This is a genomic window from Spiribacter halobius (assembly GCF_020883455.1).
GTDB classification, from domain to species: domain Bacteria; phylum Pseudomonadota; class Gammaproteobacteria; order Nitrococcales; family Nitrococcaceae; genus Sediminicurvatus; species Sediminicurvatus halobius.
The window spans coordinates 171,894-193,585 of record NZ_CP086615.1 but is presented as its reverse complement, the minus strand read 5'-3'; the positions used below and the strand labels follow the sequence as shown (position 1 = coordinate 193,585).

The 21,692-nt window shown below is 70.1% G+C and carries 21 protein-coding genes and 1 tRNA gene; 12 read left to right on the top strand and 10 right to left on the bottom strand.

The window, feature by feature from the left end; translation table 11 throughout:
- Nucleotides 1-2: 2 nt before the first annotated feature.
- Nucleotides 3-1,346, top strand: a complete 1,344-nt coding sequence (gene accC / locus LMH63_RS00885; protein ID WP_109676393.1) for an acetyl-CoA carboxylase biotin carboxylase subunit — start codon at nt 3-5, stop codon at nt 1,344-1,346.
- Nucleotides 1,347-1,515: 169 nt separating this feature from the next.
- On the opposite strand, the gene LMH63_RS00880 is transcribed toward accC, so the two are convergent.
- A complete protein-coding gene (locus LMH63_RS00880) occupies nt 1,516-2,307 on the bottom strand; it encodes a sulfite exporter TauE/SafE family protein (protein ID WP_109676395.1) in 792 nt (263 codons plus the stop codon).
- 471 nt (nt 2,308-2,778) lie between these two features.
- Between LMH63_RS00880 and LMH63_RS00875 the strand changes: the two genes are divergently transcribed.
- Both LMH63_RS00875 and LMH63_RS00870 read left to right on the top strand, forming a co-directional pair.
- On the top strand, nt 2,779-3,738 hold the full coding sequence (locus LMH63_RS00875; RefSeq protein ID WP_109676397.1) for a complex I NDUFA9 subunit family protein: 960 nt from the start codon (nt 2,779-2,781) through the stop codon (nt 3,736-3,738).
- 161 nt (nt 3,739-3,899) lie between these two features.
- Nucleotides 3,900-5,147 carry a multifunctional CCA addition/repair protein gene (locus LMH63_RS00870; protein ID WP_109676399.1) on the top strand — a complete coding sequence of 416 codons (1,248 nt, stop codon included), beginning with the start codon at nt 3,900-3,902 and terminating at the stop codon, nt 5,145-5,147.
- A gap of 9 nt (nt 5,148-5,156) precedes the next feature.
- Here LMH63_RS00870 and LMH63_RS00865 read toward each other — a convergent pair whose 3' ends face one another.
- From LMH63_RS00865 to folB, 5 genes are read right to left on the bottom strand one after another with little or no spacing between them, the layout of a single operon-like run.
- The gene (locus LMH63_RS00865; RefSeq protein WP_109676401.1) at nt 5,157-5,951 is read right to left on the bottom strand and encodes an undecaprenyl-diphosphate phosphatase; all 795 of its coding nucleotides are present in this window, start codon (nt 5,949-5,951) and stop codon (nt 5,157-5,159) included.
- 18 nt (nt 5,952-5,969) lie between these two features.
- Nucleotides 5,970-7,037 carry an adenylate/guanylate cyclase domain-containing response regulator gene (locus tag LMH63_RS00860; protein WP_109676403.1) on the bottom strand — a complete coding sequence of 356 codons (1,068 nt, stop codon included), beginning with the start codon at nt 7,035-7,037 and terminating at the stop codon, nt 5,970-5,972.
- Between the two features lie 59 nt (nt 7,038-7,096).
- Nucleotides 7,097-8,287 carry a class I SAM-dependent methyltransferase gene (locus tag LMH63_RS00855; RefSeq protein WP_308443943.1) on the bottom strand — a complete coding sequence of 397 codons (1,191 nt, stop codon included), beginning with the start codon at nt 8,285-8,287 and terminating at the stop codon, nt 7,097-7,099.
- A 2-nt stretch (nt 8,288-8,289) separates the two neighbouring features.
- Entirely contained in the window at nt 8,290-8,781 is a 492-nt protein-coding gene (gene folK / locus LMH63_RS00850) for a 2-amino-4-hydroxy-6-hydroxymethyldihydropteridine diphosphokinase (RefSeq protein ID WP_109676407.1), read from the bottom strand.
- Nucleotides 8,778-9,149 (bottom strand): dihydroneopterin aldolase, encoded by a 372-nt coding sequence (gene folB / locus LMH63_RS00845; RefSeq protein WP_109676409.1) that lies wholly within the window; start codon nt 9,147-9,149, stop codon nt 8,778-8,780. The genes folK and folB overlap by 4 nt, the downstream gene beginning before the upstream one ends.
- 148 nt (nt 9,150-9,297) lie before the next feature.
- On the opposite strand from folB, the gene plsY reads away from it, so the two are divergent.
- A complete protein-coding gene (gene plsY / locus LMH63_RS00840) occupies nt 9,298-9,903 on the top strand; it encodes a glycerol-3-phosphate 1-O-acyltransferase PlsY (protein WP_109676411.1) in 606 nt (201 codons plus the stop codon).
- 108 nt (nt 9,904-10,011) lie between these two features.
- Here the strand turns inward: plsY and tsaD are convergent, their stop codons facing one another.
- A complete protein-coding gene (tsaD, locus tag LMH63_RS00835; RefSeq protein WP_109676533.1) occupies nt 10,012-11,061 on the bottom strand; it encodes a tRNA (adenosine(37)-N6)-threonylcarbamoyltransferase complex transferase subunit TsaD in 1,050 nt (349 codons plus the stop codon).
- A 118-nt stretch (nt 11,062-11,179) separates the two neighbouring features.
- Here tsaD and rpsU point away from each other — a divergent pair, with 118 nt between their 5' ends.
- The 5 genes from rpsU (at nt 11,180) to LMH63_RS00810 (ending at nt 15,865) form a co-directional block, all read left to right on the top strand.
- Nucleotides 11,180-11,395 (top strand): 30S ribosomal protein S21, encoded by a 216-nt coding sequence (gene rpsU, locus LMH63_RS00830; RefSeq protein ID WP_109676413.1) that lies wholly within the window; start codon nt 11,180-11,182, stop codon nt 11,393-11,395.
- A 10-nt stretch (nt 11,396-11,405) separates the two neighbouring features.
- Nucleotides 11,406-11,855, top strand: a complete 450-nt coding sequence (locus tag LMH63_RS00825) for a GatB/YqeY domain-containing protein (protein WP_109676415.1) — start codon at nt 11,406-11,408, stop codon at nt 11,853-11,855.
- Nucleotides 11,856-11,966: 111 nt separating this feature from the next.
- Nucleotides 11,967-13,697: a DNA primase gene (dnaG, locus tag LMH63_RS00820; protein ID WP_109676417.1), complete on the top strand. Its 1,731-nt coding sequence runs from the start codon at nt 11,967-11,969 to the stop codon at nt 13,695-13,697.
- 140 nt (nt 13,698-13,837) lie between these two features.
- Complete coding sequence (gene rpoD, locus LMH63_RS00815) at nt 13,838-15,682, top strand: RNA polymerase sigma factor RpoD (protein WP_109676419.1); 1,845 nt, start codon at nt 13,838-13,840, stop codon at nt 15,680-15,682.
- A 107-nt stretch (nt 15,683-15,789) separates the two neighbouring features.
- Nucleotides 15,790-15,865 (top strand) — tRNA-Ile (locus LMH63_RS00810).
- A gap of 176 nt (nt 15,866-16,041) precedes the next feature.
- On the opposite strand, the gene LMH63_RS00805 is transcribed toward LMH63_RS00810, so the two are convergent.
- A complete protein-coding gene (locus LMH63_RS00805) occupies nt 16,042-16,953 on the bottom strand; it encodes a LysR family transcriptional regulator (protein ID WP_109676421.1) in 912 nt (303 codons plus the stop codon).
- A gap of 95 nt (nt 16,954-17,048) precedes the next feature.
- Here LMH63_RS00805 and LMH63_RS00800 point away from each other — a divergent pair, with 95 nt between their 5' ends.
- Together LMH63_RS00800 and LMH63_RS00795 are read left to right on the top strand one after the other, a co-directional pair.
- On the top strand, nt 17,049-18,215 hold the full coding sequence (locus LMH63_RS00800) for a mandelate racemase/muconate lactonizing enzyme family protein (RefSeq protein WP_109676423.1): 1,167 nt from the start codon (nt 17,049-17,051) through the stop codon (nt 18,213-18,215).
- Between the two features lie 324 nt (nt 18,216-18,539).
- The gene (locus tag LMH63_RS00795) at nt 18,540-18,812 is read left to right on the top strand and encodes a hypothetical protein (RefSeq protein WP_146205169.1); all 273 of its coding nucleotides are present in this window, start codon (nt 18,540-18,542) and stop codon (nt 18,810-18,812) included.
- A gap of 116 nt (nt 18,813-18,928) precedes the next feature.
- Here the strand turns inward: LMH63_RS00795 and LMH63_RS00790 are convergent, their stop codons facing one another.
- Nucleotides 18,929-19,684 carry a Crp/Fnr family transcriptional regulator gene (locus LMH63_RS00790; protein WP_199225583.1) on the bottom strand — a complete coding sequence of 252 codons (756 nt, stop codon included), beginning with the start codon at nt 19,682-19,684 and terminating at the stop codon, nt 18,929-18,931.
- 185 nt (nt 19,685-19,869) lie between these two features.
- Nucleotides 19,870-20,703, bottom strand: coding sequence for a class I SAM-dependent methyltransferase (locus LMH63_RS00785; protein WP_109676429.1), 834 nt, complete (start codon nt 20,701-20,703; stop codon nt 19,870-19,872).
- Between the two features lie 204 nt (nt 20,704-20,907).
- On the opposite strand from LMH63_RS00785, the gene LMH63_RS00780 reads away from it, so the two are divergent.
- Nucleotides 20,908-21,621 carry a winged helix-turn-helix transcriptional regulator gene (locus tag LMH63_RS00780; protein ID WP_109676431.1) on the top strand — a complete coding sequence of 238 codons (714 nt, stop codon included), beginning with the start codon at nt 20,908-20,910 and terminating at the stop codon, nt 21,619-21,621.
- The last annotated feature ends 71 nt before the right edge of the window (nt 21,622-21,692 follow it).

Genomic DNA, 21,692 nt, shown 5'->3' with positions numbered 1-21,692 from the left:
CCATGCTGGAGAAGATCGTCATCGCCAACCGCGGGGAGATCGCGCTGCGCATCCTCCGCGCCTGCCGCGAGCTCGGCATCCGCACCGTGGCCGTGCACTCCACCGCCGATCGCGACCTCAAGCACGTGCGCCTGGCGGACGAGTCCGTCTGCATCGGGCCGCCGTCCTCTTCCGAGAGCTACCTCAACACCCCGGCCATCATCAGCGCGGCGGAGGTGACCGACGCCGTGGCGATCCACCCCGGCTACGGCTTCCTCTCGGAGAACGCCGACTTTGCCGAGCGCGTCGAGCAGTCGGGGTTCGTATTCATCGGCCCCCGGGCCGAGACCATCCGCCTGATGGGCGACAAGGTCTCCGCCATCCAGGCCATGAAAGAGGCGGGCGTACCCTGCGTGCCGGGCTCCGGCGGGGCCCTTGGCGAGGACGAGCAGGAGAACCTCCGCCTCGCCCGCGACATCGGCTACCCGGTGATCATCAAGGCCGCCGCCGGCGGTGGCGGCCGCGGCATGCGCGTGGTGCACACCGAGGCCAACCTGCTGCACGCCATCTCCATGACGCGCACCGAGGCCGCCAACGCCTTCGGCAGCAGCGCCGTCTACATGGAGAAGTACCTGGACAACCCGCGCCACGTGGAGGTCCAGGTGATGGCCGACCAGCACGGCAACGCCATCCACCTCGGCGAGCGCGACTGCTCCATGCAGCGCCGGCATCAGAAGGTCATCGAGGAGAGCCCGGCGCCGGGGATCAGCCCGGAGGAGCGGGCCGCCATCGGCGAGCGCTGCGCCGAGGCCTGCCGCCAGCTCGGCTACCGCGGCGCCGGCACCTTCGAATTCCTCTACCAGGACGGGCAGTTCTGCTTCATCGAGATGAACACCCGCATCCAGGTGGAGCATCCGGTTACCGAGATGGTGACGGGCGTGGACCTGGTGGCCGAGCAGATCCGCGTCGCCGCCGGCGAGCGACTGAGCCTGCGCCAGGAGGAAGTCCGCTTCCGCGGCCACTCGGTGGAGTGCCGCATCAACGCCGAGGACCCGAAGCGCTTTGTGCCCTCGCCCGGGCGCATCCAGGTCTACCACGCCCCCGGCGGCCCCGGGGTGCGGGTGGACTCCCACGTCTACACCGGCTATGTGGTGCCGCCCTACTACGACTCCATGATCGGCAAGGTGATCACCTGGGGCGAGACCCGCGAGAGCGCCATCGCCCGCATGCGCACCGCGCTGAGCGAGATGGTAATCGAAGGCATCAACAGCAACGTGCCATTGCACCAGGACCTGCTCAACGACGTCGCCTTCCAGGAGGGCGGCACGAACATCCACTACCTGGAGAAGAAACTGGGCATAACTTGAGCGGGGGAGACAACCGCAAAGGCGCAAAGGGCGCAAAGAGGCGGAGTTCTCCATGCCGAATCGCAACCCGGTGGAATCATCGGATTGCTGTAGGCCTTGCTCTGATCCTCTTCGCGTCCTTTGCGCCTTCGCGGTTATCCCGCTCCGAGCCCAGTTGCGGCTCAGACCGTTACCCCCCGAACAATAGCCGCAGGCCCACCACCACCAGGAAGGCCGCGAAGGCCCAGCGCAGCAGGTGTCCCGGGACGCGGGTGGCGAGGCGGGCGCCGACGGGGGCGCAGACGGTGCTGGCAAGGGTGATGCCGGCAACGGCCGGCCAGTAGATATAGCCCGTGCTCCAGGGCGGAAGGGCTTCGTCGCCGGTACCGGCGAGCATGAAGCCGACGGTCCCCGCGACGGCGATGGCGACACCCGCGGCGGCCGAGGTGCCGACGGCATAACGCATCGCCACGCCGCACCAGGCGAGGAACGGCACCACCAGGCTGCCCCCGCCGATGCCCACCAGCGCCGAGAGCACGCCGATCACCCCGCCCACCAGCGCCACCACCGGCTTCGCCGGCAGCGGCCGGTGCGGGTCCGGCTGGCGGCCGAGGACCATGCGCACCGCCATCACCAGCACGAACAACGAAAACACCGTGCGCAGGATCTCCCCCGGAATGGTCGCGGCCACCTGGGCGCCCAGCAGCGAGCCAAGCACCAGACCGCCGGCGAGGGCCGGCAGCAGCTCCGGCAGAATATTGCCGAGCTGCCAGTGGGCCCGGGCGGAGGCGAGGCCGGTGAGGATGATGGTGGCCATGGAGCTGCCGATGGCCATATGCACGGCGACATCGTCCGTCAGGCCCTGATGCGCGAACACCGGCAGCAGGGCGGGCACCACGATGAGCCCGCCGCCGATCCCGAACAGTCCGGAGGTCAGCCCGACCAGCACCCCGGCCGCTATGTAGAACAGGAAAAGCAGCACTGACCAATCCTCTCGAAGTCTCGGCGTGGCTCTGCGCCGCCGCGGCAGGCCGCGAGCCGTGCGGTATCACGGACCGGCATGCGCGGTGGGCAACGCGAACCGCAGCGATGCAAAGCCCGCGCCCGGGGAGGGCTGCGGAACGGGCCATCGCGGAGCCGCCTCCCGGACCAGCGGGGCGAGGCGCGGGGGTGGCGACCGGGAACGCAGGCGAGAGGGACCTCGCCTACGAGCCTCCAGGGACGGATTCGCGGCGCGTCCCGGGCGCCACCGCCGCGCCTCGCACCCGGCACGGCCGCGAATCTTCCTCGGACCCGCGGATCTCTCCGCACGGGGTCGACCGTACCGGCATTTCAGTGTGACAGACCCGGACGCAACCCCCGGCAGCGGCCGCCTTTCCTCTACAATAGTGCGGCACGCGATCGCGATCCGGGATCGCACCCCGAATTCGACGACTGAGAGCAGGGCGTACGCATGCGAGTCCAGACTGTCTGCATCCTTGGCGGCACCGGCTTCGTGGGCCGCCAGATCGCCAACCGGCTGGCCAACACGCCCGTGCGCATCAAGGTGCTCACCCGGCACCGGGAGCGCAACCGCCACCTGCTGCCCATCCCGAACCTCGAGCTCAAGGAGGCGAACGTCCACGACCCGCAGGACCTGCGCCGGGAGCTCGCGAGCTGCGATGCCGTGATCAACCTGGTGGCCGTGCTCAACGAGGGCAAGGGCGAGGGCCGGCGTTTCGAGGACATCCACGTCGAGCTCGTGCGCAAGCTCATCGATGCCTGCCGCGCCTGCGGGGTCAAGCGGCTGCTGCACATGAGCGCCCTGGGCGCGGAGCCGGACGCGCCGAGCCGCTACCAGCAGACCAAAGCCGAGGGCGAGCGCCTGGCCCTGGAGGCCCACGGCGAGGATCTCGCCGTCACCGTGTTCAAGCCCTCGGTGATCTTCGGACCGGCGGACAGCTTCCTGAACCGGTTCGCGAGCCTGCTGCGCATCGCCCCGGTGATGCCGCTGCCCACGCCCCACGCCCGCTTCAAGCCGGTCTACGTGGGCGACGTGGCCGCCGCCTTCGTGCAGGCCCTGGAGGACCGCGACACCTTCGGCCGCCGCTACGAGCTCTGCGGCCCGCGGGTCTACACCCTGGAGGAGCTGGTGCGTTACGCCGCCGAGCTGATGGGCATCCAGCGCTACATTCTCGGCCTCAACGACCGTTTCTCCCGGCTCCAGGCCAAGGTCATGCAGCGCGTCCCGGGTCAGCCCTACACCTGGGACAACTACCTCTCCGCCCAGGTGGACAACATCTGCGTCCAGGATGGCCTCGGCGAGCTCGGCATCCGCGCCACGGCCCTGGAAGCCGTGGCGCCGGCCTACCTCGGCGGCCGCATGACCCGCCTGCGCTACAACCAGTGGCGACGGGAGGCGGGCAGGGACTGAGCGGCCCAGGCCGCTCAGCAGACGTAGGTCGGCAAGCGCGCAGCGCTCGCCGACTGCCACGCGGAGCGTGGCACCCGGGAACTCGCCTGCCGGCGCGTCGGGTACCGCCTGCGGCGGTTCCCGACCTACGGTTGGTTTGCGATCACGAGACTCGCCGCTACATGAGCGCAACCAAGTCCCCCACCCCACCCGGGCGCACCTACCTCGTCGGCGGCGCCGTTCGTGACCGGCTGCTGGGGCTGCCGGTGAAGGAGCGGGACTGGGTCGTGGTGGGGGCGACGCCGGAGGCCATGGCGGAGCGCGGGTTCCGGCCCGTGGGCAGGGAGTTTCCGGTGTTCCTGCATCCGGAGACGGGCGAGGAGTACGCGCTGGCGCGCACCGAGCGCAAGGTGGCGGCCGGTTATCACGGCTTCACCTTCCACGCGAGCCCGGCGGTGACGCTGGAGCAGGACCTCGCCCGGCGCGACCTCACCATCAACGCCATGGCCGAGGACCCCCAAGGGCGGCGCATCGATCCCTACGGGGGCGAGCGCGACCTCGCCGAGCGACGGCTGCGCCACGTATCGCCGGCGTTCCGCGAGGATCCGGTGCGCATCCTCCGGCTTGCCCGCTTCGCCGCGCGTTTTCACCGGCTCGGTTTCGCACCCTCGCCGGATACCCTGGAGCTCTGCCGGGAGATGGTGGCTGCCGGGGAGGTGGACGCGCTGGTGCCGGAACGTGTCTGGCAGGAGCTCGCGCGGGCCCTGATGGAGGCGGTGCCGTCCGCGTTCTTCCGCGTGCTGCGGGACTGTGGGGCCCTCGCGCGGCTGCTGCCGGAGCTTGACCGCCTGTTCGGGGTACCCCAGCCGCCCCGCCATCACCCGGAGGTGGACAGCGGCGAGCACGTGCTGCTGGCCCTCGACCAGGCCGCCCGCCTCGAGGCACCGCTCGCGGTGCGCTACGCCGTGCTGACGCACGACTTCGGCAAGGCCGAGACGCCCCCGGAGGAGCTGCCTCGCCACCGCGGCCACGAGGAGCGCGGGGTGCCACTGGCCGAGGCCGTCAGCGAGCGCCTGCAGGTACCAAAGGCCTGCCGCGAGCTCGCCCGCCTGGTGACCCGCTACCACATGCACGGTCACCGCCTGCTCAAGCTGCGCCCGGCCAGCATCGTGCGCCTGCTGGAGCGCCTGGACGCCTTCCGCAGGCCCGAGCGCGTCGACGGGTTTCTGCTCGCCTGCGAGGCGGACGCCCGCGGCCGCACCGGGTTCGAGGACCGCCCGTTTCCCCAGGCGGCCTGTCTACGTGCGGCGTACGACGCGTGCAAGGCGGTTGACCCCCGGCCCTTCGTGGAGCAGGGCCTGCGCGGACCGGAGATCGCCGAGGCCGTCCACGAGGCCCGGGTGCGCGCGGTGGCGGCCGTCAATCGGTGAGGCCGGCTCCTACAGCAGCACCAGCAGCAGCGCCCCGAGGAGCAGGCGATAGACGACGAACGGCGTCATGCCGATGCGCGCCAGCAGCGCCAGGAACGCCCGTATGCACAGGTAGGCCGACACCGCGGCCACCAGGGCGCCGACCGTGAACGGGCCCCACGCCACCGCCACCTCGCCGGCGGTGAGCTGTGCTCCCTTCCAGATTCCGGCAAGCGTGATGGCCGGGATCGAGAGCAGAAACGAGAAGCGTGCGGCGGCGGTGGCCTCCAGCCCCAGGAACAGCCCCGCGGTCATGGTGATCCCGGAGCGGGACGTGCCCGGGATGATGGCGAGCACCTGAGCCGCACCGATGATCAGCGCGTCCCGCAGGCCGATGGCGTGTTCGTCATGGCCGCCGCGGCCGCAGCGCGCTGCCACCCAGAGCAGCACGCCGAAGCCGATGGTGGCCCAGGCGATCACTTCAGGCGCGCGGAAGACGGTCTCGGCCGGCCCCTTCAGCAGGGCGCCGCCGAGCACCAGCGGGACGCTGCCGATCACCACCGCCCAGCCCAGCCGGCTCTCGCCCACCGGCGCGCGGCGGCGGGCGGAGGCCAGCGTATCGCGGACCAGCGGCACGAGGCTCGCGCGAAAGAACCAGAGCACGGCCGCCAGCGTCCCCACATGGACGGCCACGTCGAAGGCGAGCCCCTGGTCGGGCCAGCCCAGCAGACGCGGCAGGAGGATCAGGTGCGCGGAGCTTGAGATCGGCAGGAACTCCGTGAGCCCCTGCACGACCGCAAGCCAGAAGGCCTGGGCCCAGTCCATGCGTTCTCCGGTTGGTGATCAGGCGCGGCGGGTATCCGCCAGGGGCGCGCGGGCGAGATGATAGAGCAGGACCGGCTCGCTCACACCCCGCACCTGCACCGAGCGCGGCTCCCGGAAATCCAGCGCCCGCGGGTCGCCCACCCGCTCGCGCAAGGCCTCCGAGACGATCACGCTCTGGGGCTCGGCGTAGCCGCAGAGCCGGGCGGCGACGTTCACGCTCTCGCCGATGGCGGTGTAGTCCAGATGCTCGCCGGTGCCGATATTTCCGAGCACCACCGGCCCCGCGTGGATGCCGATGCCGATGGGCACCGCCCCGCTGCAGCCGGGGGGCTTGAGCACGCCCACCCGGTCGATGATGTCGAGGGCGCAGCGGCAGGCCTTCTCACCCATGCGCTCGCCGTCGAACACCGCCATCAGCCCGTCGCCGCCGAACTTGTCCACGTAGCCCCCGTGGCGATAGACGCAATCCACCTGCACGCCCAGGTGCTCGCTCACGGTGCGGAAGAGGGTCGGCGGGTCGATGGTCTGGGAGAGGGCGGTAAAGCCGCGGATATCCGAGAACAGGATGCAGACGTCCTCGAGGGTGGGCGCGGTCTGCATGGGCTCCCGGCTGTCCAGCCGACGCTCGATCAGCGTGCGGATGCGCGGGGAAACGTAGCGGGCGAGCTCGGCCCGGGCCGCCTCGAGCTGCTTGTAGTATTCCCGCTTCTTGAGCAGCCCGCCCAGCCGGGCGACCACGACCAGCGGCTCCAGCGGCTTGACGAGGAAGTCATCGGCGCCGGCGGTGAAGGCCGAGCGGAGGAGGTAGCGGTCCTCGCTGGAGGTGGCGACGAGGATGGGCGTCATGCGGAAGCGCTCGTCCTCGCGTAGACGCCAGCAGAGCTCGATGCCGTCGATGCCGTCCATCTCGGCGCTCAGCACGAAGGCATCGGGCTCCTGGCGCGCAAGGTAGCGGCGCACCGCGGCCATGCTGCCCATGAGCTTCGTGCGATAGCCCGCGGCCTCGAGGATCCGGCTCAGCGCCCGGCGGGAGGCGGGATCGTCGTCGACCACCAGCACGATGGGGCTGTGTTCTCCGCTCGCCATGGTCCCTGCGCCGAACGCCACCCAGCGCCCGGAGTGTAGCACGCGCCACCCGGCTCCCTTCAGCGTGCGAGGCGGTCGCGGTGGTCGACGAAGGCGAAGCCGGGCGTCGGCTCCCCGAGCCCGCGGGCAAGGCCCAGGACCTTGAAGCGCTCCCCCATCTCGCCCGGGAACAGCAGCGGCTTGGCCTGCTGGGCAAGCTCGGCGGCACGCCCCGGGTCGCCGGCGGCGTCTGCCTCAAGCAGCGCCGGCAGCCCGGCACCGGCAAGGAAATGCGCCTGGGTGGTGAAGCCGAGCAGATCCAGGCCGGCCTCGGTCCCCGCCCGCGCGGCCAGCGTGAAATCCACCGAGGCGGTGATGTCCTGCAGCCCCGGCCAGAGAAAGGGGTCGTCGTGGGCACGGTGGCGGTAGTGGCAGAGCAGGGTGCCCATGCCGCGCTGCGGATGGTAATACTCGCCGCGGGGATAGCCGTAGTCCACCAGCAGCGCCGCCCCGGCCTCCAGCGCGTCCGCAAGCGCCGCCACCCAGGGTGCCAGCGATGGACACCACTCGGAGACATAGCCCGCGGGCAGGCGCTCACCCCGTTCCCGCTCGATGGCGGCCACGGCCTCGGCTAGGGCCGCGTCCGCCGGCTGCGGCACCCAGGTGAAGCCGCCCGACGCGTCGAGCCCCACGGCCAGCGCCTCCACGGTGGCTTCGCCGCGCTGGAAGCGCCGCACGGGCAGGGCATCCATCACCTCGTTGGCAAGGATGGCGCCGCGGATGGGCTCTGCCGGCAGCCGGTCGAGCCACAGAACCCGCTTCCGTAGCCCCTCCGGGAGCTCGCGCAGCGCCTCGGCCTGTGCCGCGCGCAGGTCCGCGCTCACCTCGAGGATCAGATAACGCGCCGGGGCGGCATCCAGCCTGGCCAGCTCGCGCAGGACGTCCACCGCCATGCGGCCGCTGCCGGCGCCGAGCTCGAGCACCGTGTCACCGTCGATGGCCGCGAGCACCCGGGCCGTCTCCCGCGCCAGGGTGCGCGCGAACAGATCGCTCATCAGCGGGGCGGTGGTGAAGTCCCCGCCGGCGCCGAAGCGGGTCTGCCCGGCGCTGTAGTAGCCGAGCCCCGGCGCGTAGAGGGCAAGCGCCATGAAGCGCTCGAAGTCCAGCGCGCCGCCGGCGGCGCGGACCGCCCTGACCAGGCGCTCGCGCAGGGCCTCGCTGTGGGCGCGGGCGTCGGCGTCGGGTGTGGGCAGGTCCGGCGGCCGCGGCACGCTCAGCCCTCGAGCGCCAGGTCCCGCCGCTGCAGGCCGCCGTCACCGGTGAAACCATGCCAGAGCTCGGCGTAGGTGCGGCCCGCCGTGGGATGGACCGCCGCCGGGGCGAGATCGGCCAGCGGCTTCAGCACGAACGCGTACTTCAGGATCTCGCCGCGGGGCAGCGCCGGTGGTGGCGACTCGCGCACCGTGTCGCCCCAGGTCAGCAGGTCGATGTCGAGGGTCCGCGCGCTGAAGCGCTTGCCGCCGCGGCGGCGCCCCGCTTCCGCCTCGATGGCGTGGAATATCTCCGTTAGCCGCTCCGGCGGCAGCTCGGTATCGAACCCGACCACCAGGTTGTAGAAGTTGTCGCCATCGAAGCCAACCGCCGGGGTCTCGTAGACCGGGGAGATCGCGAGGGGGTCGAAGCGCTCGCGCAGGGCCGCCACGGCGTGGCGGACGTGGCGCGCGGGCTCGATGTTGCTGCCGATGCTGACGTAGGCGCGGGTCATGATCCCTCTGCGTGTTCCGGGGCAGTGCGCTCGATGGTGACGCCGACGCCGCGGGCCGCGGGCACCGCGCCGGGCTTGTTCAGGGTCAGCCGCAGCCAGCGACCGCCATGGCCGGCGAACACGGCCGCCGCCAGCCGGGCAGCCAGCGCCTCCAGGAGCTGGCAGTCCGCGGCCGCGGCCTCCCGCTGCAGGGTATCCGCGAGGGCGGCGTAGTCCACCGCGTCCTCCAGCCGGTCCGAGCCGGCCGCCGCGGCAGTGTCCACGGCGAGCTCGAGATCCAGCTCCAGGCGCTGGCGAATGGCCCGCTCCCAGGCATGCACGCCGATGACGCTCTCGATACGAAGACCCTTGAGAAAGACGGTATCCATGGCGGCTCCGGCAGGCGGGGCGGCAACAGGCCGCGGCAGGGGCGTCGGCGCGGCCGCCGTCAAGCTTACGCGTCCTCCCGGAAGTATTGCCAGGTCGCAGCCGGCCCGTGCGCTTGACCCCGCCGGGGCCAACCGGTGGAATGCCGCCATGCTCGGCGCCGTGCTCATCCTGTTCGGCTATCTCTGCGGCTCGCTGTCCGCGGCGATTATCGTCGCCCGGCTGATGGGCCTCGGCGACCCGCGGGAGGCGGGCTCTGGCAACCCGGGCACCACCAACATGCTGCGGCTCGGCGGGCGCACCGCCGCCGCGCTCACCCTGCTCGGCGATGCCCTCAAGGGCGTGCTGCCGGTGCTCGCCGCGCACCTGGCCGGCGCCGCGCCCTGGGTGCTGGGCGCCACCGGGCTCGCGGCCTTCATTGGCCATCTGTACCCGGTATTCTTCGGCTTCCGCGGCGGCAAGGGCGTGGCCACCGGGCTCGGGGTCATCATCGCCTGGGCGTGGCCCGCCGGCCTAGCCACCCTCGGCACCTGGCTCGCCGTCGCCATCGTGACGCGCTACGCCTCGCTCTCGGCGCTGGTGAGCTTCCTGATCGCGCCGCTCTATCTCGTCTGGCTCGGCGCGGGCCCCATCCTCGCCGGCGCCATGGCGGTGATGACCGCCCTCACCTACTGGCGCCACCGCAGCAACATCGCCAACCTCCTCGCCGGCCGCGAGGGCAAGATCTCGCTGAGCAGCCGCTCGAAGAACGACTGAGGGGAAGCCGGATTGACCGCCAAGTCGCGAAGGGCGCAAAGGTCCCGCAAAGCGGGAAGCTGAGTTGCTCCAGCCTGTAATACCTTTGCGACCTTTGCGCCTTGGCGGTTAATCCCCGAGCGGCGTCGGCGCGAGCGATGCCTCGCCCGGCGGGCGGAGGTCGGCCAGGGGCCAGCGGGGGGTGACGTCGAAGTCCGGGCCCTGGCGCTCGCCGGCGGCGAGGCGGCAGTGGCCGGCGTAGGCGATCATGGCGCCGTTGTCCGTGCAGAAGGCGAGCCGCGGGTAGTGGACGCTGGCGCCGTGCCGCGCCGCCACCTCGGCGAGGCGCTCGCGCAGCGCCGTATTCGCGCCCACGCCCCCGGCGACCACCAGCCGCGGCACGCCGGTGGCCTCCAGCGCCCGGCGGCACTTGATGGCGAGCGTCTCCACCACCGCGTCCTGGAACGCCCTGGCGATGTCGGCGCGGGTCCGCGGGTCATCGCCGGCTTCGCGCACGGTGTTGAGCACGGCGGTCTTCAGGCCGCTGAAGCTGAGATCGAGCCCCGGGCGGTCGGTCATCGGCCGCGGGAAACGGAGGCGCCCGGGCGTGCCCTTCCGGGCCAGGCGCTCGAGCTCCGGACCGCCCGGGTAGGGGAGGCCCAGGAGCTTCGCGGTCTTGTCGAAGGCCTCGCCGGCGGCGTCGTCCACCGACTCGCCGAGCAGCCGATAGCGCCCCACGTCCGCCACCAGCACCAGCTGCGAGTGCCCGCCGGAAACCAGCAGCGCAACGAAGGGAAAGCTCGGCGGATCCGGCTCGAGCATCGGCGCGAGCAGGTGCCCCTCCATGTGATGCACGCCGATGGCCGGGCGCTCCAGCCCCCAGGCCAGGCTCCGCGCCACCGCTGCCCCCACCAGCAGCGCCCCGGCCAGCCCGGGGCCGCGGGTGTAGGCGATGCCGTCCAGCTCGCCAGGCGCGAGCCCCGCTGCGGCCAGGGTCTCCTGCACCAGCGGCATCAGCCGGCGCACATGGTCGCGGGAGGCGAGCTCGGGCACCACGCCGCCGTAACCGGCGTGGGTGGCCACCTGGCTGTGCAGACGGTGGGCGAGCAGGCCGGCGCCGCCGTCATAGACGGCGACTCCGGTCTCGTCGCAGGAGGTCTCGATGCCGAGAACGCGCATGTCGGTCACCGTCTGGCGCGGGCTTTGCAAATGCCGGGGGCGCTGTTTAGACTATCGCGCCTTGATCGGAACGCCCGATTCTAACTGCGTCCCCAGACATCAGTAAGGTCCGAACTACATGCCGAGTGTGAAGGTTCGCGAGAACGAGCCCTTCGAGGTTGCCCTGCGGCGCTTCAAGCGCTCCTGCGAGAAGGCGGGCGTGCTCTCCGAGATCCGCCGCCGCGAGCACTACGAAAAGCCCACCCAGGTGCGCAAGCGCAAGCAGGCGGCGGCCGTCAAGCGCCACATGAAGCGCCTGCAGCGCGAGCAGCAGCGCCAGCAGCGCCTGTACTGACGCCCCGCCCATGAGCGAGCTCAAGGCGCGCATCGGCGAGGCCGTGAAGGATGCGATGCGCGCCGGCGACAAGCCGCGGCTCGCGACGCTGCGGATGGTCTCCGCGGCGATCAAGCAGAAAGAGGTGGACAGCCGCGAGTCGCTGGACGACGCGGCCGTCCTCGCCGTGCTCGACAAGATGGTCAAGCAGCGGCGCGAGTCCCTTGCCCAGTATCGCGACGCCGGGCGCGACGACCTGGCCGACCGCGAGCAGGCGGAGCTCGACATCATCGCCGAGTTCCTGCCCCAGCCCCTCCGCGACGACGAGCTCGACGCCCTGATCGACGAGGCCGTAAGCGCCACCGGCGCCGCCTCCCAGCGCGACATGGGCAAGGTGATGGGCCAGCTCAAGCCGCGCGTCCAGGGCCGGGCCGACATGGGCGCCGTCAGCGCCCGCGTGAAGGCGCGCCTCGGGGGCTGAGCCGGCCGCGGTCTGCCCGCCGGCCGACGGCAGCGCGGAGACGTGGCTTTATTTCCGACCGGGTGAGTATGCTTGCGGTCCACCCTCGACGTCCGGCGGAAACCGCTGCCCATGGCCGGCCGCATCCCCGACCACTTCATCGACGAGCTGCTTGCCCGCATCGACATCGTCGACGTGGTGGGCGAGCGCGTGCAGCTGAAGCGCTCGGGCAGTAACCACCTCGGGCTCTGCCCGTTCCATAGCGAAAAGACGCCGTCCTTCACCGTCAGCGCCCCCAAGCAGTTCTATCACTGCTTCGGCTGCGGCGCGCACGGCACTGCGATCCGGTTTCTGATGGAGTACGACCGCCTCGACTTCCGCGAGGCGGTGGCCCAGCTCGCCGGCCTCGCCGGCATGGAGATGCCGGAAGGCGCCCGTGACGACCAAGGCAGCGAGCACGGCGACCTCTACCGTCTGCTCGGGCGGGCCAGCGAGCTCTACCAGCGCTGGCTGCGGGAGCACCCGGAGCGCCAGCGCGCCATTGACTACCTGCGCGGCCGCGGCCTGAGCGGCGAGATCGCGGCGCGCTTCGGCATCGGCTTCGCGCCGCCGGGGTGGGACAACCTCATGGGCCGGCTCGGCGAGCGCGCCCTGCTCGCGCGCGCCGGCATGGTCATCGAGCGGGACGACGGCCGCGCCTACGATCGCTTCCGCGACCGCATCATGTTCCCCATCCGCGACCGGCGCGGGCGCACCATCGGCTTTGGCGGCCGCGTGCTCGGCGACGGCGAGCCCAAGTACCTGAATTCGCCGGAAACGCCGATTTTCCACAAGGGCCAGGAGCTCTACGGCCTCTACGAGGTGCTACAGGCCGACCGGCATCCGGCCGATATCCTGGTCGTGGAGGGCTACATGGATGTGGTGGCCCTCGCCCAGCACGGCCTGCCGCGGGCGGTGGCGACGCTGGGCACGGCGACCTCGACCCGCCAGGTGGAGCGACTGTTCCGGGTCACCAAGGACCTGGTGTTCTGCTTCGACGGCGACGAGGCCGGCCGGCGGGCGGCATGGCGGGCGCTGGAGAACGCCCTGCCGGCCATGCGCGACGGCCGCCAGGTGCGTTTCCTGTTCCTGCCCGAGGGCGAGGACCCGGACAGCCTGGTGCGCGGCCACGGGCGCGAGGGTTTCGAGGCGCTGCTCGCAGACGCGAGCCCGCTGTCTGACTACCTGATGGAGCGGCTGGGCAGCATGGTGGACCTGCGGAGCATGGACGGGCGGGCGCGTCTGGTGGACGAGGCGCTGCCGCTGCTGCGTCGGCTGCCGCCGGACGTCTACCGGCACATGCTGCTGGAGCGCCTGGCGGGGCTCGCGCGGCTGGAAACGGGCTACCTCGAGGCGGTCGTCGACGGCCGCGAGCGCCTGGAGCGGCGGGTGCGCAGCGAGCCGGTGGATGCCCGGGCGGTGCGGCGCACGCCGGTGCGCATGGCCGTGGCGCTGCTGCTGCAGCGTCCGGCGCTGGCCGAGGCAGTACCGGCGGAGGAGATCGCCGCCATGCGCGGGCGGGACGACGTGCCGGGGCTGGGTCTGCTTATGCAGCTGCTTGAATTCAGCCGCGATGAGCCGCAAATCACTAGCGGTGCGCTGCTCGAGCGCTTTCGGGACACCGAGCACGAGGCAGCGCTGTGGAAGCTCGCGACCTGGGATCACCTGGTGCCGGAAAGCGGGCTGGAGGCGGAGTTCCGCGACGCCATGGCGCGGGTGCGCACGTTGCTGGATCAACAGCGGCTGCAATACTTGAACGAAAGGTTGCAGCGAGGCGAGCTGACCCGCGAGGAATGGCAGGAATGGGCGCAACTGAAGCGTTAGCCGGTCTGTACCGCGCAGCGCGACAGCTGGGCACGTGGAATGAAGACCGTGATGTAGTTGTCAACACCACAGGCCCAGCTATAATGCTCGGTTCACCGCGCGCCGCGTGCGCCTGACTCACCCCGAACCATCGGTAGGATATGGCACAGGACCAGCAGTCTCAGATCAGAGCCTTGATCGCCCGCGGTAAGGAGCAGGGCTACCTTACCTATGCGGAGGTCAACGATCACCTGCCGGACGACATCGTCGACCCGGAGCAGATCGAGGACATCATCGGCATGATTAACGACATGGGCATCACTGTCCATGAGATCGCGCCGGATGCCGATACCCTGCTGCTCAGCGATGGCGCCGTGTCCACGGACGAGGACGAGGCCGAAGAGGCCGCCGCGGCGCTGGCCGCCGTCGATGCCGAGTTCGGCCGCACCACCGACCCGGTGCGCATGTACATGCGCGAGATGGGCACGGTGGAGCTGCTGACGCGCGAGGGCGAGATCGAGCTCGCCAAGCGCATCGAGGACGGGCTCGATCAGGTCCTGCGCGCGCTCTCCGCCTATCCCGAGTCCTCCCGCACCATGGTCGCGCTGCACCATGGCATCCGCAACGGCGAGCTGCGCCTGGCGGACGTCATCGGCGGCTTCCGCGACGTCAGCGAGCTCGTGGACGAGGTGCCCGAGGTGGTGGCCGTCCAGGCGGAGGCCGCCGAGGCCGCCCGCGAGCAGGAGGAAGAGGACGCCGACGAGGACGGCGCCGCAAGCCCCGGCGAGAGCGGCCCGGACCCGGAGCGCGCCGCCCAGATCTTTGCGCGCATCGAGGAGCTCCACAACGAGATGCTGGAGATCCTGGAGCAGCGCGGCAGCGGCGACCCGCGCATGGCCGAGATCCGCGAGGAGCTCACCGGGCTGTTCCTGTCCATGAAGTTCGTGCCCAAGGTCATCGAGGGCCTCGCCGGCAACCTGCGCAAGGCCGTGGAGCGCGTGCGCGGTGCCGAGCGCGAGGTGATGCGCGTCGCCGTCAAGCAGGCGGGCATGCCGCGCAAGGACTTCCTCGCCCAGTTCCCCGGCCGCGAGACGGACGAGGCCTGGGTGGACGAGGTGATCGCGAGCGGCAAGCCGTACGCCGAGCGCGTCGCCGAGCACCGCACGGCCATCCTCGAGAACCAGGCCAAGCTCGCCGCGATCCGCGAGGTCACCGGCCTGCCGCCGGCGGAGATCAAGGAGATCAACCGTCGCATGTCCATCGGCGAGGCCAAGGCGCGGCGGGCGAAGAAGGAGATGGTCGAGGCCAACCTGCGGCTGGTCATCTCCATCGCGAAGAAGTACACCAACCGCGGCTTGCAGTTCCTGGACCTCATCCAGGAGGGCAACATCGGCCTGATGAAGGCGGTGGACAAGTTCGAGTACCGGCGCGGGTACAAGTTCTCCACCTACGCCACCTGGTGGATCCGCCAGGCTATCACCCGATCCATCGCGGACCAGGCCCGGACCATCCGCATCCCGGTGCACATGATCGAGACCATCAACAAGCTCAACCGGGTCTCGCGTCAGATGCTCCAGGAGATGGGCCGCGAGCCGCAGCCCGAGGAGCTCGCCGAGCGCATGGAGATGCCCGAGGACAAGGTGCGCAAGGTCCTCAAGATCGCCAAGGAGCCGATCTCCATGGAGACGCCCATCGGCGACGACGAGGACTCCCACCTCGGCGACTTCATCGAAGACACCTCGGTGATGTCCCCGGTGGACTCCGCCACCCGCGAGGGCCTGCGCGAGTCCGTGCGCGAGGTGCTCTCGGGGCTCACGCCGCGGGAGGCCAAGGTGCTGCGCATGCGCTTTGGCATCGACATGAACACCGACCACACCCTCGAGGAGGTGGGCAAGCAGTTCGACGTCACCCGCGAGCGCATACGCCAGATCGAGGCCAAGGCCCTGCGCAAGCTGCGCCACCCGACCCGCTCGGACAGCCTGCGCAGCTTCCTCGACGAGCAGTAGCGCCCGGTCGGCAGCACCCAGCACCGACCCACACAGGAACGGGCGCCCCAGGGCGCCCGTTCCTGCTTCTGCCCACCACCGCTATACTGCCGCCCGACCCAGACGACGGGCCCGTAGCTCAACGGTTAGAGCAGGGGACTCATAATCCCTTGGTTCCAGGTTCGAGTCCTGGCGGGCCCACCAATAAAGACAGCAAGTCATGGATCTACTGGAACTCACATAGCCGCACCGGTCCCAACGTGGTCACATTGGTATTTAGGCCACACCTTGCGCCGCCGTTTTGCCGTAGAGACGGGTCGAGTCGCAAACCCCCACCCAGGTGTATAGAACCCAGATGACCGCGGGCGGTGCGAGGATTCCTACACCGCTGTCAGCCGGCGCCCGCCGAAGCGCTCCACCAGGAAGTCGATGAACGCCCGTGTGCGCAAGGTCTGGTTGCGACGGTGCGGGTAGTAGACGAACAGGTCCGCCGATGGCAGGTGGTGGTCCGCCAGGACGACCCTGAGGCGGCCGCTCTCGAGGTACTTCTCGAGGTCCCATTCCGAGCGCGCCAGGATGCCGTGGCCGTCCAGGGCCCAGCCGAGAACGATGTCGCCATCGTTGCTTGAGAGGGTGCCGTCCACCTTCACCACCTCGCTCTGCCCGTCGTGGCTGAAGCGCCAGACGCCGTAGGGCTCGTCGTTCTGGCGGTGCAGGATGCAGTTGTGACGCTTCAGGTCCGCCAGCGTTCGTGGCGTGCCGTGGCGCTCCAGGTAGGCGGGGGAAGCGCACAGAAAGCGTCGATTGGGCATGATCCGGCGGGCATTGAGACGGCTGTCCGGTGGGGTACCGAAGCGGATGGCGATATCGAAGCCGGTTTCCACCAGGTCCACGGGGCGGTCGGTGACCTCGAGCTGGACTTCCACCCGGGGATGCTGCGCGGCGAACTCCGAGACCAGCGGCGCGATGGTCGTGCGCCCGAAGCCCAGCGTCGCGTTGACGCGCAGCAGCCCGCGCAGCTCGCTGCGGCTGCTGGCGACCTCATCCTCCATCTCCCGAATCTGATCGAGGATCCGGGTGGCGTGCTGGAGGTAGGTCTCGCCCTCCGGGGTCAGGCTGATGCTGCGGGTGGTGCGGTTGACCAGCCGCACGCCGAGCCGGCGCTCCAGGCGCCCGAGGCGCTTGGTGGCTGCTGGGGGCGTCAGGTCCAGCGCCCGCGCGACCGCCGACAGGCTGCCCAGGCGGCCGAGCAGGACGAAGAACTCCAGTTCGGTGGTGATTCCGTCTTTCACTGAAAGTTAATAATCATCTGAATTCAGGTGAATCACAAGGGCGCGCCACGCGGATACCTTGGGCGCACGTCGCATCAACCCGAGGAGGGCAGCCCGTGAGAATCGTGGAGATCCGGGAGCGTACCGTTCCCATCAGCTCGTCCATCCGCAACGCCTACATCGACTTCAGCCGCATGACCCTGAGCCTGGTCGCGGTGGTCACGGATGTCATCCGCGACGGCAAGCCCGTGATCGGCTATGGGTTCAACTCCAACGGCCGCTACGGCCAGGGCTGCCTCATGCGCGAGCGCTTCATCCCGAGGCTGCTCGAGGCGAACCCGGAGGACCTGGTCGACGAGTCCGGGGAGAACCTGGACCCGTTCCGAATCTGGGACCGGATGATGATCAACGAAAAGCCGGGCGGTCACGGCGAGCGCTCGGTGGCCGTCGGCACCATCGACATGGCGGTGTGGGATGCCGTCGCCAAGATCGAGGGCGTACCGCTGTTCCAGCTTCTGGCCGAGCGCTTCGGCAGCGGCGAGCCGGACCGCAAGGTGTTCGTTTACGCCGCCGGCGGCTACTACTACCCCGGGCAGGACGACAGCAAGCTCAAGGACGAGATGCAGAGCTACATCGACCGCGGCTACACCGTGGTCAAGAAGAAGATCGGCGGCGCCGCGCTGGAGGAGGATCTGCGGCGCATCGACTCGGTGCTGGGCATCCTGCAGGACGGCCAGATGCTCGCCGTGGACGCCAACGGCCGCTTCGACCTCGACACCGCTATCACGTACGCCGAGGCGCTCTCGCGCTACGACCTGTTCTGGTACGAGGAGCCTGGCGACCCGCTGGACTTCGAGCTGCAGGCGACCCTGCGCAACTACTACGAGCGGCCCATGGCCACCGGCGAGAACCTGTTCTCCATGCAGGACGCGCGCAACCTGATCCGCTACGCCGGCCTGCGCCCCGACCGGGACTGGCTGCAGTTCGACTGTGCCCTGAGCTATGGTCTGGTGGAGTACCTGCGCACCCTCGACATGCTCCACCAGCACGGCTGGTCCCGCAGCCGCTGCATCCCCCACGGCGGCCACCAGATGTCGCTGAACATCGCGGCGGGCCTCGGGCTCGGCGGCAACGAGTCCTACCCGGACCTGTTCCAGCCCTTCGGCGGCTTCCCGGACGGGGTGCGGGTGGAGGACGGCTACGTCACCCTGCCGGATCTGCCCGGCATCGGCTTCGAGGGCAAATCCGACCTCTACCGCGAGATGAAGCGCCTCGCCGAATAGCGGCGCGGCGACTCACTGTTCCGGCGGACGGCCGGGCCGCGGCAGGAATTCCTCCCTCGGCATCCTGCCGCGGCCGCTGTCTCTCAGGGAGCGCGGAAGTGGCCAATGCTCGCTCTACCTGCGCGTTCCGTGATCGTGACCGGCAGCACAGGGAAAACCCATCCGCGGTAAGTGCGCGGCAAACGGGGATGGCACATATTCAGTCACCGCGGGCAGACAGCCATAGGAGTGCCCGCGGGGCGACGAGGTTGCGTCGCCGGGCCGGTCGCTGCGCGCCGCGCGGGAAGACGAGGCCCGATCGTCTTTATGGCCGAGGAGATTCCCATGAAAGCGAATTCCGGAGTGCTTTCCACCGTGACGGTGGCCCTAGTGCTTGCCCTGACCTTGGCACTGCCAGCCCAGGCGGCCCAGAGCTGCGAGAGCGGCATCAACGCCATCCGCATGGAGCTCGACCGTGCCCATCCGGGCGCTGGAAAGAGCGCAGCGAACAGGGACGTTCGGGAGGCCGAGGCGGCAGCCGCGAGGCGTGACGAACGCGCCTGTGTCCAGGCATTGGTCCAGGCCAACCGCCAGCTGCATCGGGGCGAGTGGAACTAGACCTATAGGCTATGAACGGGTCGCCGCCGGGGTTCCCTGCGGCGGCTCTTCGCGTCGGCGTACAGAGCGGGGACTCGCGGCCAGGCAAGGCTTCCATGGCGGGCGCGCCGGTTCGGTCACGGCAGAGCCGGGCCGTCCTGGTCGAGATATTGCCCCTCGAAGCCCGACAGGCGGCGGAGCGCCTCGCGGTCCTGGAAGACGACCCGGCTGCGTTGAAAGGTAAGCAGCCCCTGCTTGCGCAGTTCCTGAAGCACTCGGTTCACGTGCACGGCGCTAAGCCCCAGGACGTCTGCGAGATTCTGCTGCGTCAGCGGGCAATGGTAGCCGCCCGGCGAGGTCAGGCCGACCAGGGTGAGCCTCGCCTCCAGCTCGAGCAGGAAATGCGCCAGGCGCTCTCGCGGGCTGCGCCGCCCGATGCTCAAGAGGCGCTCGGCCAGCATGGCTTCGTCGCGGCTTGCAGCCCAGAGCACCGCAGCACCAATGCGGGGGTGCGCGCGGATGACCTCGCGTAGCTCCGCCGCGCTGACCTCCGCGATCTCGACCGGCAGCAGCGGCTCGAAGCGGCGGTCCGACATGCGCTGCAGGACACCGCGAAGACCTACGAAGTCCCCAGGTATCTGCACGTTGACAATCTGCCGTCGGCCATCCGGCAGCAGCTTGCTGGAGCAGCTCCAACCGCGGCACAGAACGAACAGGCGATCCACAGCCTGGCTTCTGCGCACCAGCAAGGCCCCGGGCGCGACTGTCCGCACGCGCCGTTGCAGGGCCGCCAGGGCGCTCAGCTCCGCCGGGGTCAGCGCCACGAAGGCGCCGAGCTTGCGGCACAGGGCTCTTCCGGAAACGTCCAAGATTCCCCCCAGCGGTACCGGCACAGCCGGCTCCACGGGAACGCGCTGCGGCGTCCCCGCACGGCCCGGATTCTGCGCCTGCCCATATCCAGCATAGCCGCGTCCTGCCGGGCGGGGAGATCGAGCGAAGCGGACGCCCGGCCGAGGAGGTCGCCAGGGAGTTCGTGACGCAGAGCCGCCCCCGCGATGACGGGCAGCATCCGGCCCGGTCATCGCCTGATCGCGGTGACGTGCAGGTATTCCGCCTCGCAGCGCGTGCCGCCATCCGTTGCCTGATTATGGGCTGACCACCATTGCTCCAGGTCCCGGCGCAACGCCTCCTGTCCGGAATCGTCCAGCGCCGCGAAAGCGCGGTTGGCCGGCCCATAGTAGACGCGGAAGAACTCGACCACGTCCGCGGGCGGGAAGGGGTACTCGAACGTGTAGATCTGCCGGGTCAGGTCCAGGCTGGAGACGCCGCTCCCGAACCGCTCCTTGACCGTTTCCGGGTCGCCCCATTTCGCGGGCGGTACCATCAGCGGCGACGGCGGCACATGCTTGCCGATGATCCGGAACATGCCACCGATGAAGCCTTCCGGCGTCCAGTTACCCATCACGATGCGTCCGCCCGGCCGGCACACCCGCAGCAACTCCGCGGCCACCCGGTCCGGCCGCGGGGCGAACATCGCGCCGATCAGGCTGACGACCACGTCGAACGAGGCGTCCTCGTAGGGCATGGCTTCCGCATCACCCTGATCGAAGGTCGCATCCACCCCCTCCTCGCGGGCCCAGGCCCGAGCCTGCGCCACCAGGTTGTCGGCGAGGTCCAGCCCGGTCACGCGGGCACCGGCCCTGGCCGCGGGAACGCTGATCTGGCCCGCTCCGCAGGCGACGTCGAGCACGCGCTCGCCCGGCTGGATGCCGATTCGCTCCAGGAAATCCAGGGCACCCGACGCCATGTACGTCGCGAAGTGTCCGTAATCCCCGCATTCCCAGGTCGCCTTCAGGCGCGCCTTCAGGGACTCCATCTCCGAATTGTGTTCCGTTGCGGCATTTGCGCTCATGACCGTACTCCAGGGACTCGGCTGCCTTCACCTTCGATTGCCTTCCGCCGCCATGCATGACCGGCGGCACCGGTGAATCTCCGCCCGAGCCCGCTGCGCCGGCAAGTTCTGCGACTGAACTGGTGGACCCACCCGTCACGTTCTAACCTGCTGATGAGGAGACACACGTGGCGCCGTGCCGGACGCATCCGCGGGGAGGGAGCCGTGTCGGCGAGCGGTTACGGGCAGTTCTGCCCCGTCGCGATGGCCAGCGAGGTGCTGGCCACCCGCTGGACGATCCTGATCCTGCGCGAGCTGCTCTGCGGCAGCCGCCGTTTCAACGAGCTGCGGCGCGGCCTGCCGCGGATTTCCCCGGCCCTGCTGTCGAAGCGGCTCGGCGAGCTGGAAGAGCTGGGGCTGATCAACCGCCGCATCGACGTCCGCAGCGGCAGCCCCGGCTACGAGCTCACGGAAGCGGGTGAGGAACTGCGCCCAGTCATCATGTCGCTCGGGCGCTGGGGCCATCGCTGGCTCGAGTCCCAGCTCTCGCTCAGGAACCTGGACCCGTCGCTGCTCATGTGGGATATGCGGCGCAATCTGAACCCGGCGCCGCTGCCTTCAAGGCGCATCACGGTTCAGTTTCTGTATCACGACGTGACCCGCGGGCAGGCGAAATGGTGGCTGATCGTCGACAAGGCGGATGTCGAGAATCCCGTCGATCTCTGCATGCTCGATCCCGGTAACGAGGTGGATCTGTACGTCGTCACCGATCTGCGGACGATGACCGCAATCTGGATGGGCATTGAAACCGTACAGTCGGCACTGGCCAGCGGTCGTCTTGATCTGGTCGGCGCCCCCGAGCTGCAGACGACCATGCAGGCCTGGCTGGGCCTCAGCCCCTTCGCGGATGAGCCGAAAAGGGTGCCTGCGGGCGGTTGAGCCTGGTGGCCACTGCGGCGCGCTTGCCGGCTTCAGGCGAACCCCGAGCATTTCCCCGACCACCGTCTATC

Excerpts from the sequence above, each read along its gene's own strand:
- tsaD (WP_109676533.1), bottom strand. The coding sequence starts at position 11,061 with ATGCGCGTTCTCGGCATCGAGACCTCCTGCGACGAGACCGGAGTCGCC.
- LMH63_RS00825 (WP_109676415.1), top strand. The coding sequence starts at position 11,406 with ATGAGCGAGCTCAAGGCGCGCATCGGCGAGGCCGTGAAGGATGCGATG.
- accC (WP_109676393.1), top strand. The coding sequence starts at position 3 with ATGCTGGAGAAGATCGTCATCGCCAACCGCGGGGAGATCGCGCTGCGC.
- LMH63_RS00860 (WP_109676403.1), bottom strand. The coding sequence starts at position 7,037 with ATGGCGAGCGGAGAACACAGCCCCATCGTGCTGGTGGTCGACGACGAT.
- LMH63_RS00785 (WP_109676429.1), bottom strand. The coding sequence starts at position 20,703 with ATGAGCGCAAATGCCGCAACGGAACACAATTCGGAGATGGAGTCCCTG.
- LMH63_RS00795 (WP_146205169.1), top strand. The coding sequence starts at position 18,540 with ATGAAAGCGAATTCCGGAGTGCTTTCCACCGTGACGGTGGCCCTAGTG.
- dnaG (WP_109676417.1), top strand. The coding sequence starts at position 11,967 with ATGGCCGGCCGCATCCCCGACCACTTCATCGACGAGCTGCTTGCCCGC.
- folK (WP_109676407.1), bottom strand. The coding sequence starts at position 8,781 with ATGACCCGCGCCTACGTCAGCATCGGCAGCAACATCGAGCCCGCGCGC.
- LMH63_RS00875 (WP_109676397.1), top strand. The coding sequence starts at position 2,779 with ATGCGAGTCCAGACTGTCTGCATCCTTGGCGGCACCGGCTTCGTGGGC.
- LMH63_RS00865 (WP_109676401.1), bottom strand. The coding sequence starts at position 5,951 with ATGGACTGGGCCCAGGCCTTCTGGCTTGCGGTCGTGCAGGGGCTCACG.
- LMH63_RS00870 (WP_109676399.1), top strand. The coding sequence starts at position 3,900 with ATGAGCGCAACCAAGTCCCCCACCCCACCCGGGCGCACCTACCTCGTC.
- plsY (WP_109676411.1), top strand. The coding sequence starts at position 9,298 with ATGCTCGGCGCCGTGCTCATCCTGTTCGGCTATCTCTGCGGCTCGCTG.
- rpoD (WP_109676419.1), top strand. The coding sequence starts at position 13,838 with ATGGCACAGGACCAGCAGTCTCAGATCAGAGCCTTGATCGCCCGCGGT.
- folB (WP_109676409.1), bottom strand. The coding sequence starts at position 9,149 with ATGGATACCGTCTTTCTCAAGGGTCTTCGTATCGAGAGCGTCATCGGC.
- rpsU (WP_109676413.1), top strand. The coding sequence starts at position 11,180 with ATGCCGAGTGTGAAGGTTCGCGAGAACGAGCCCTTCGAGGTTGCCCTG.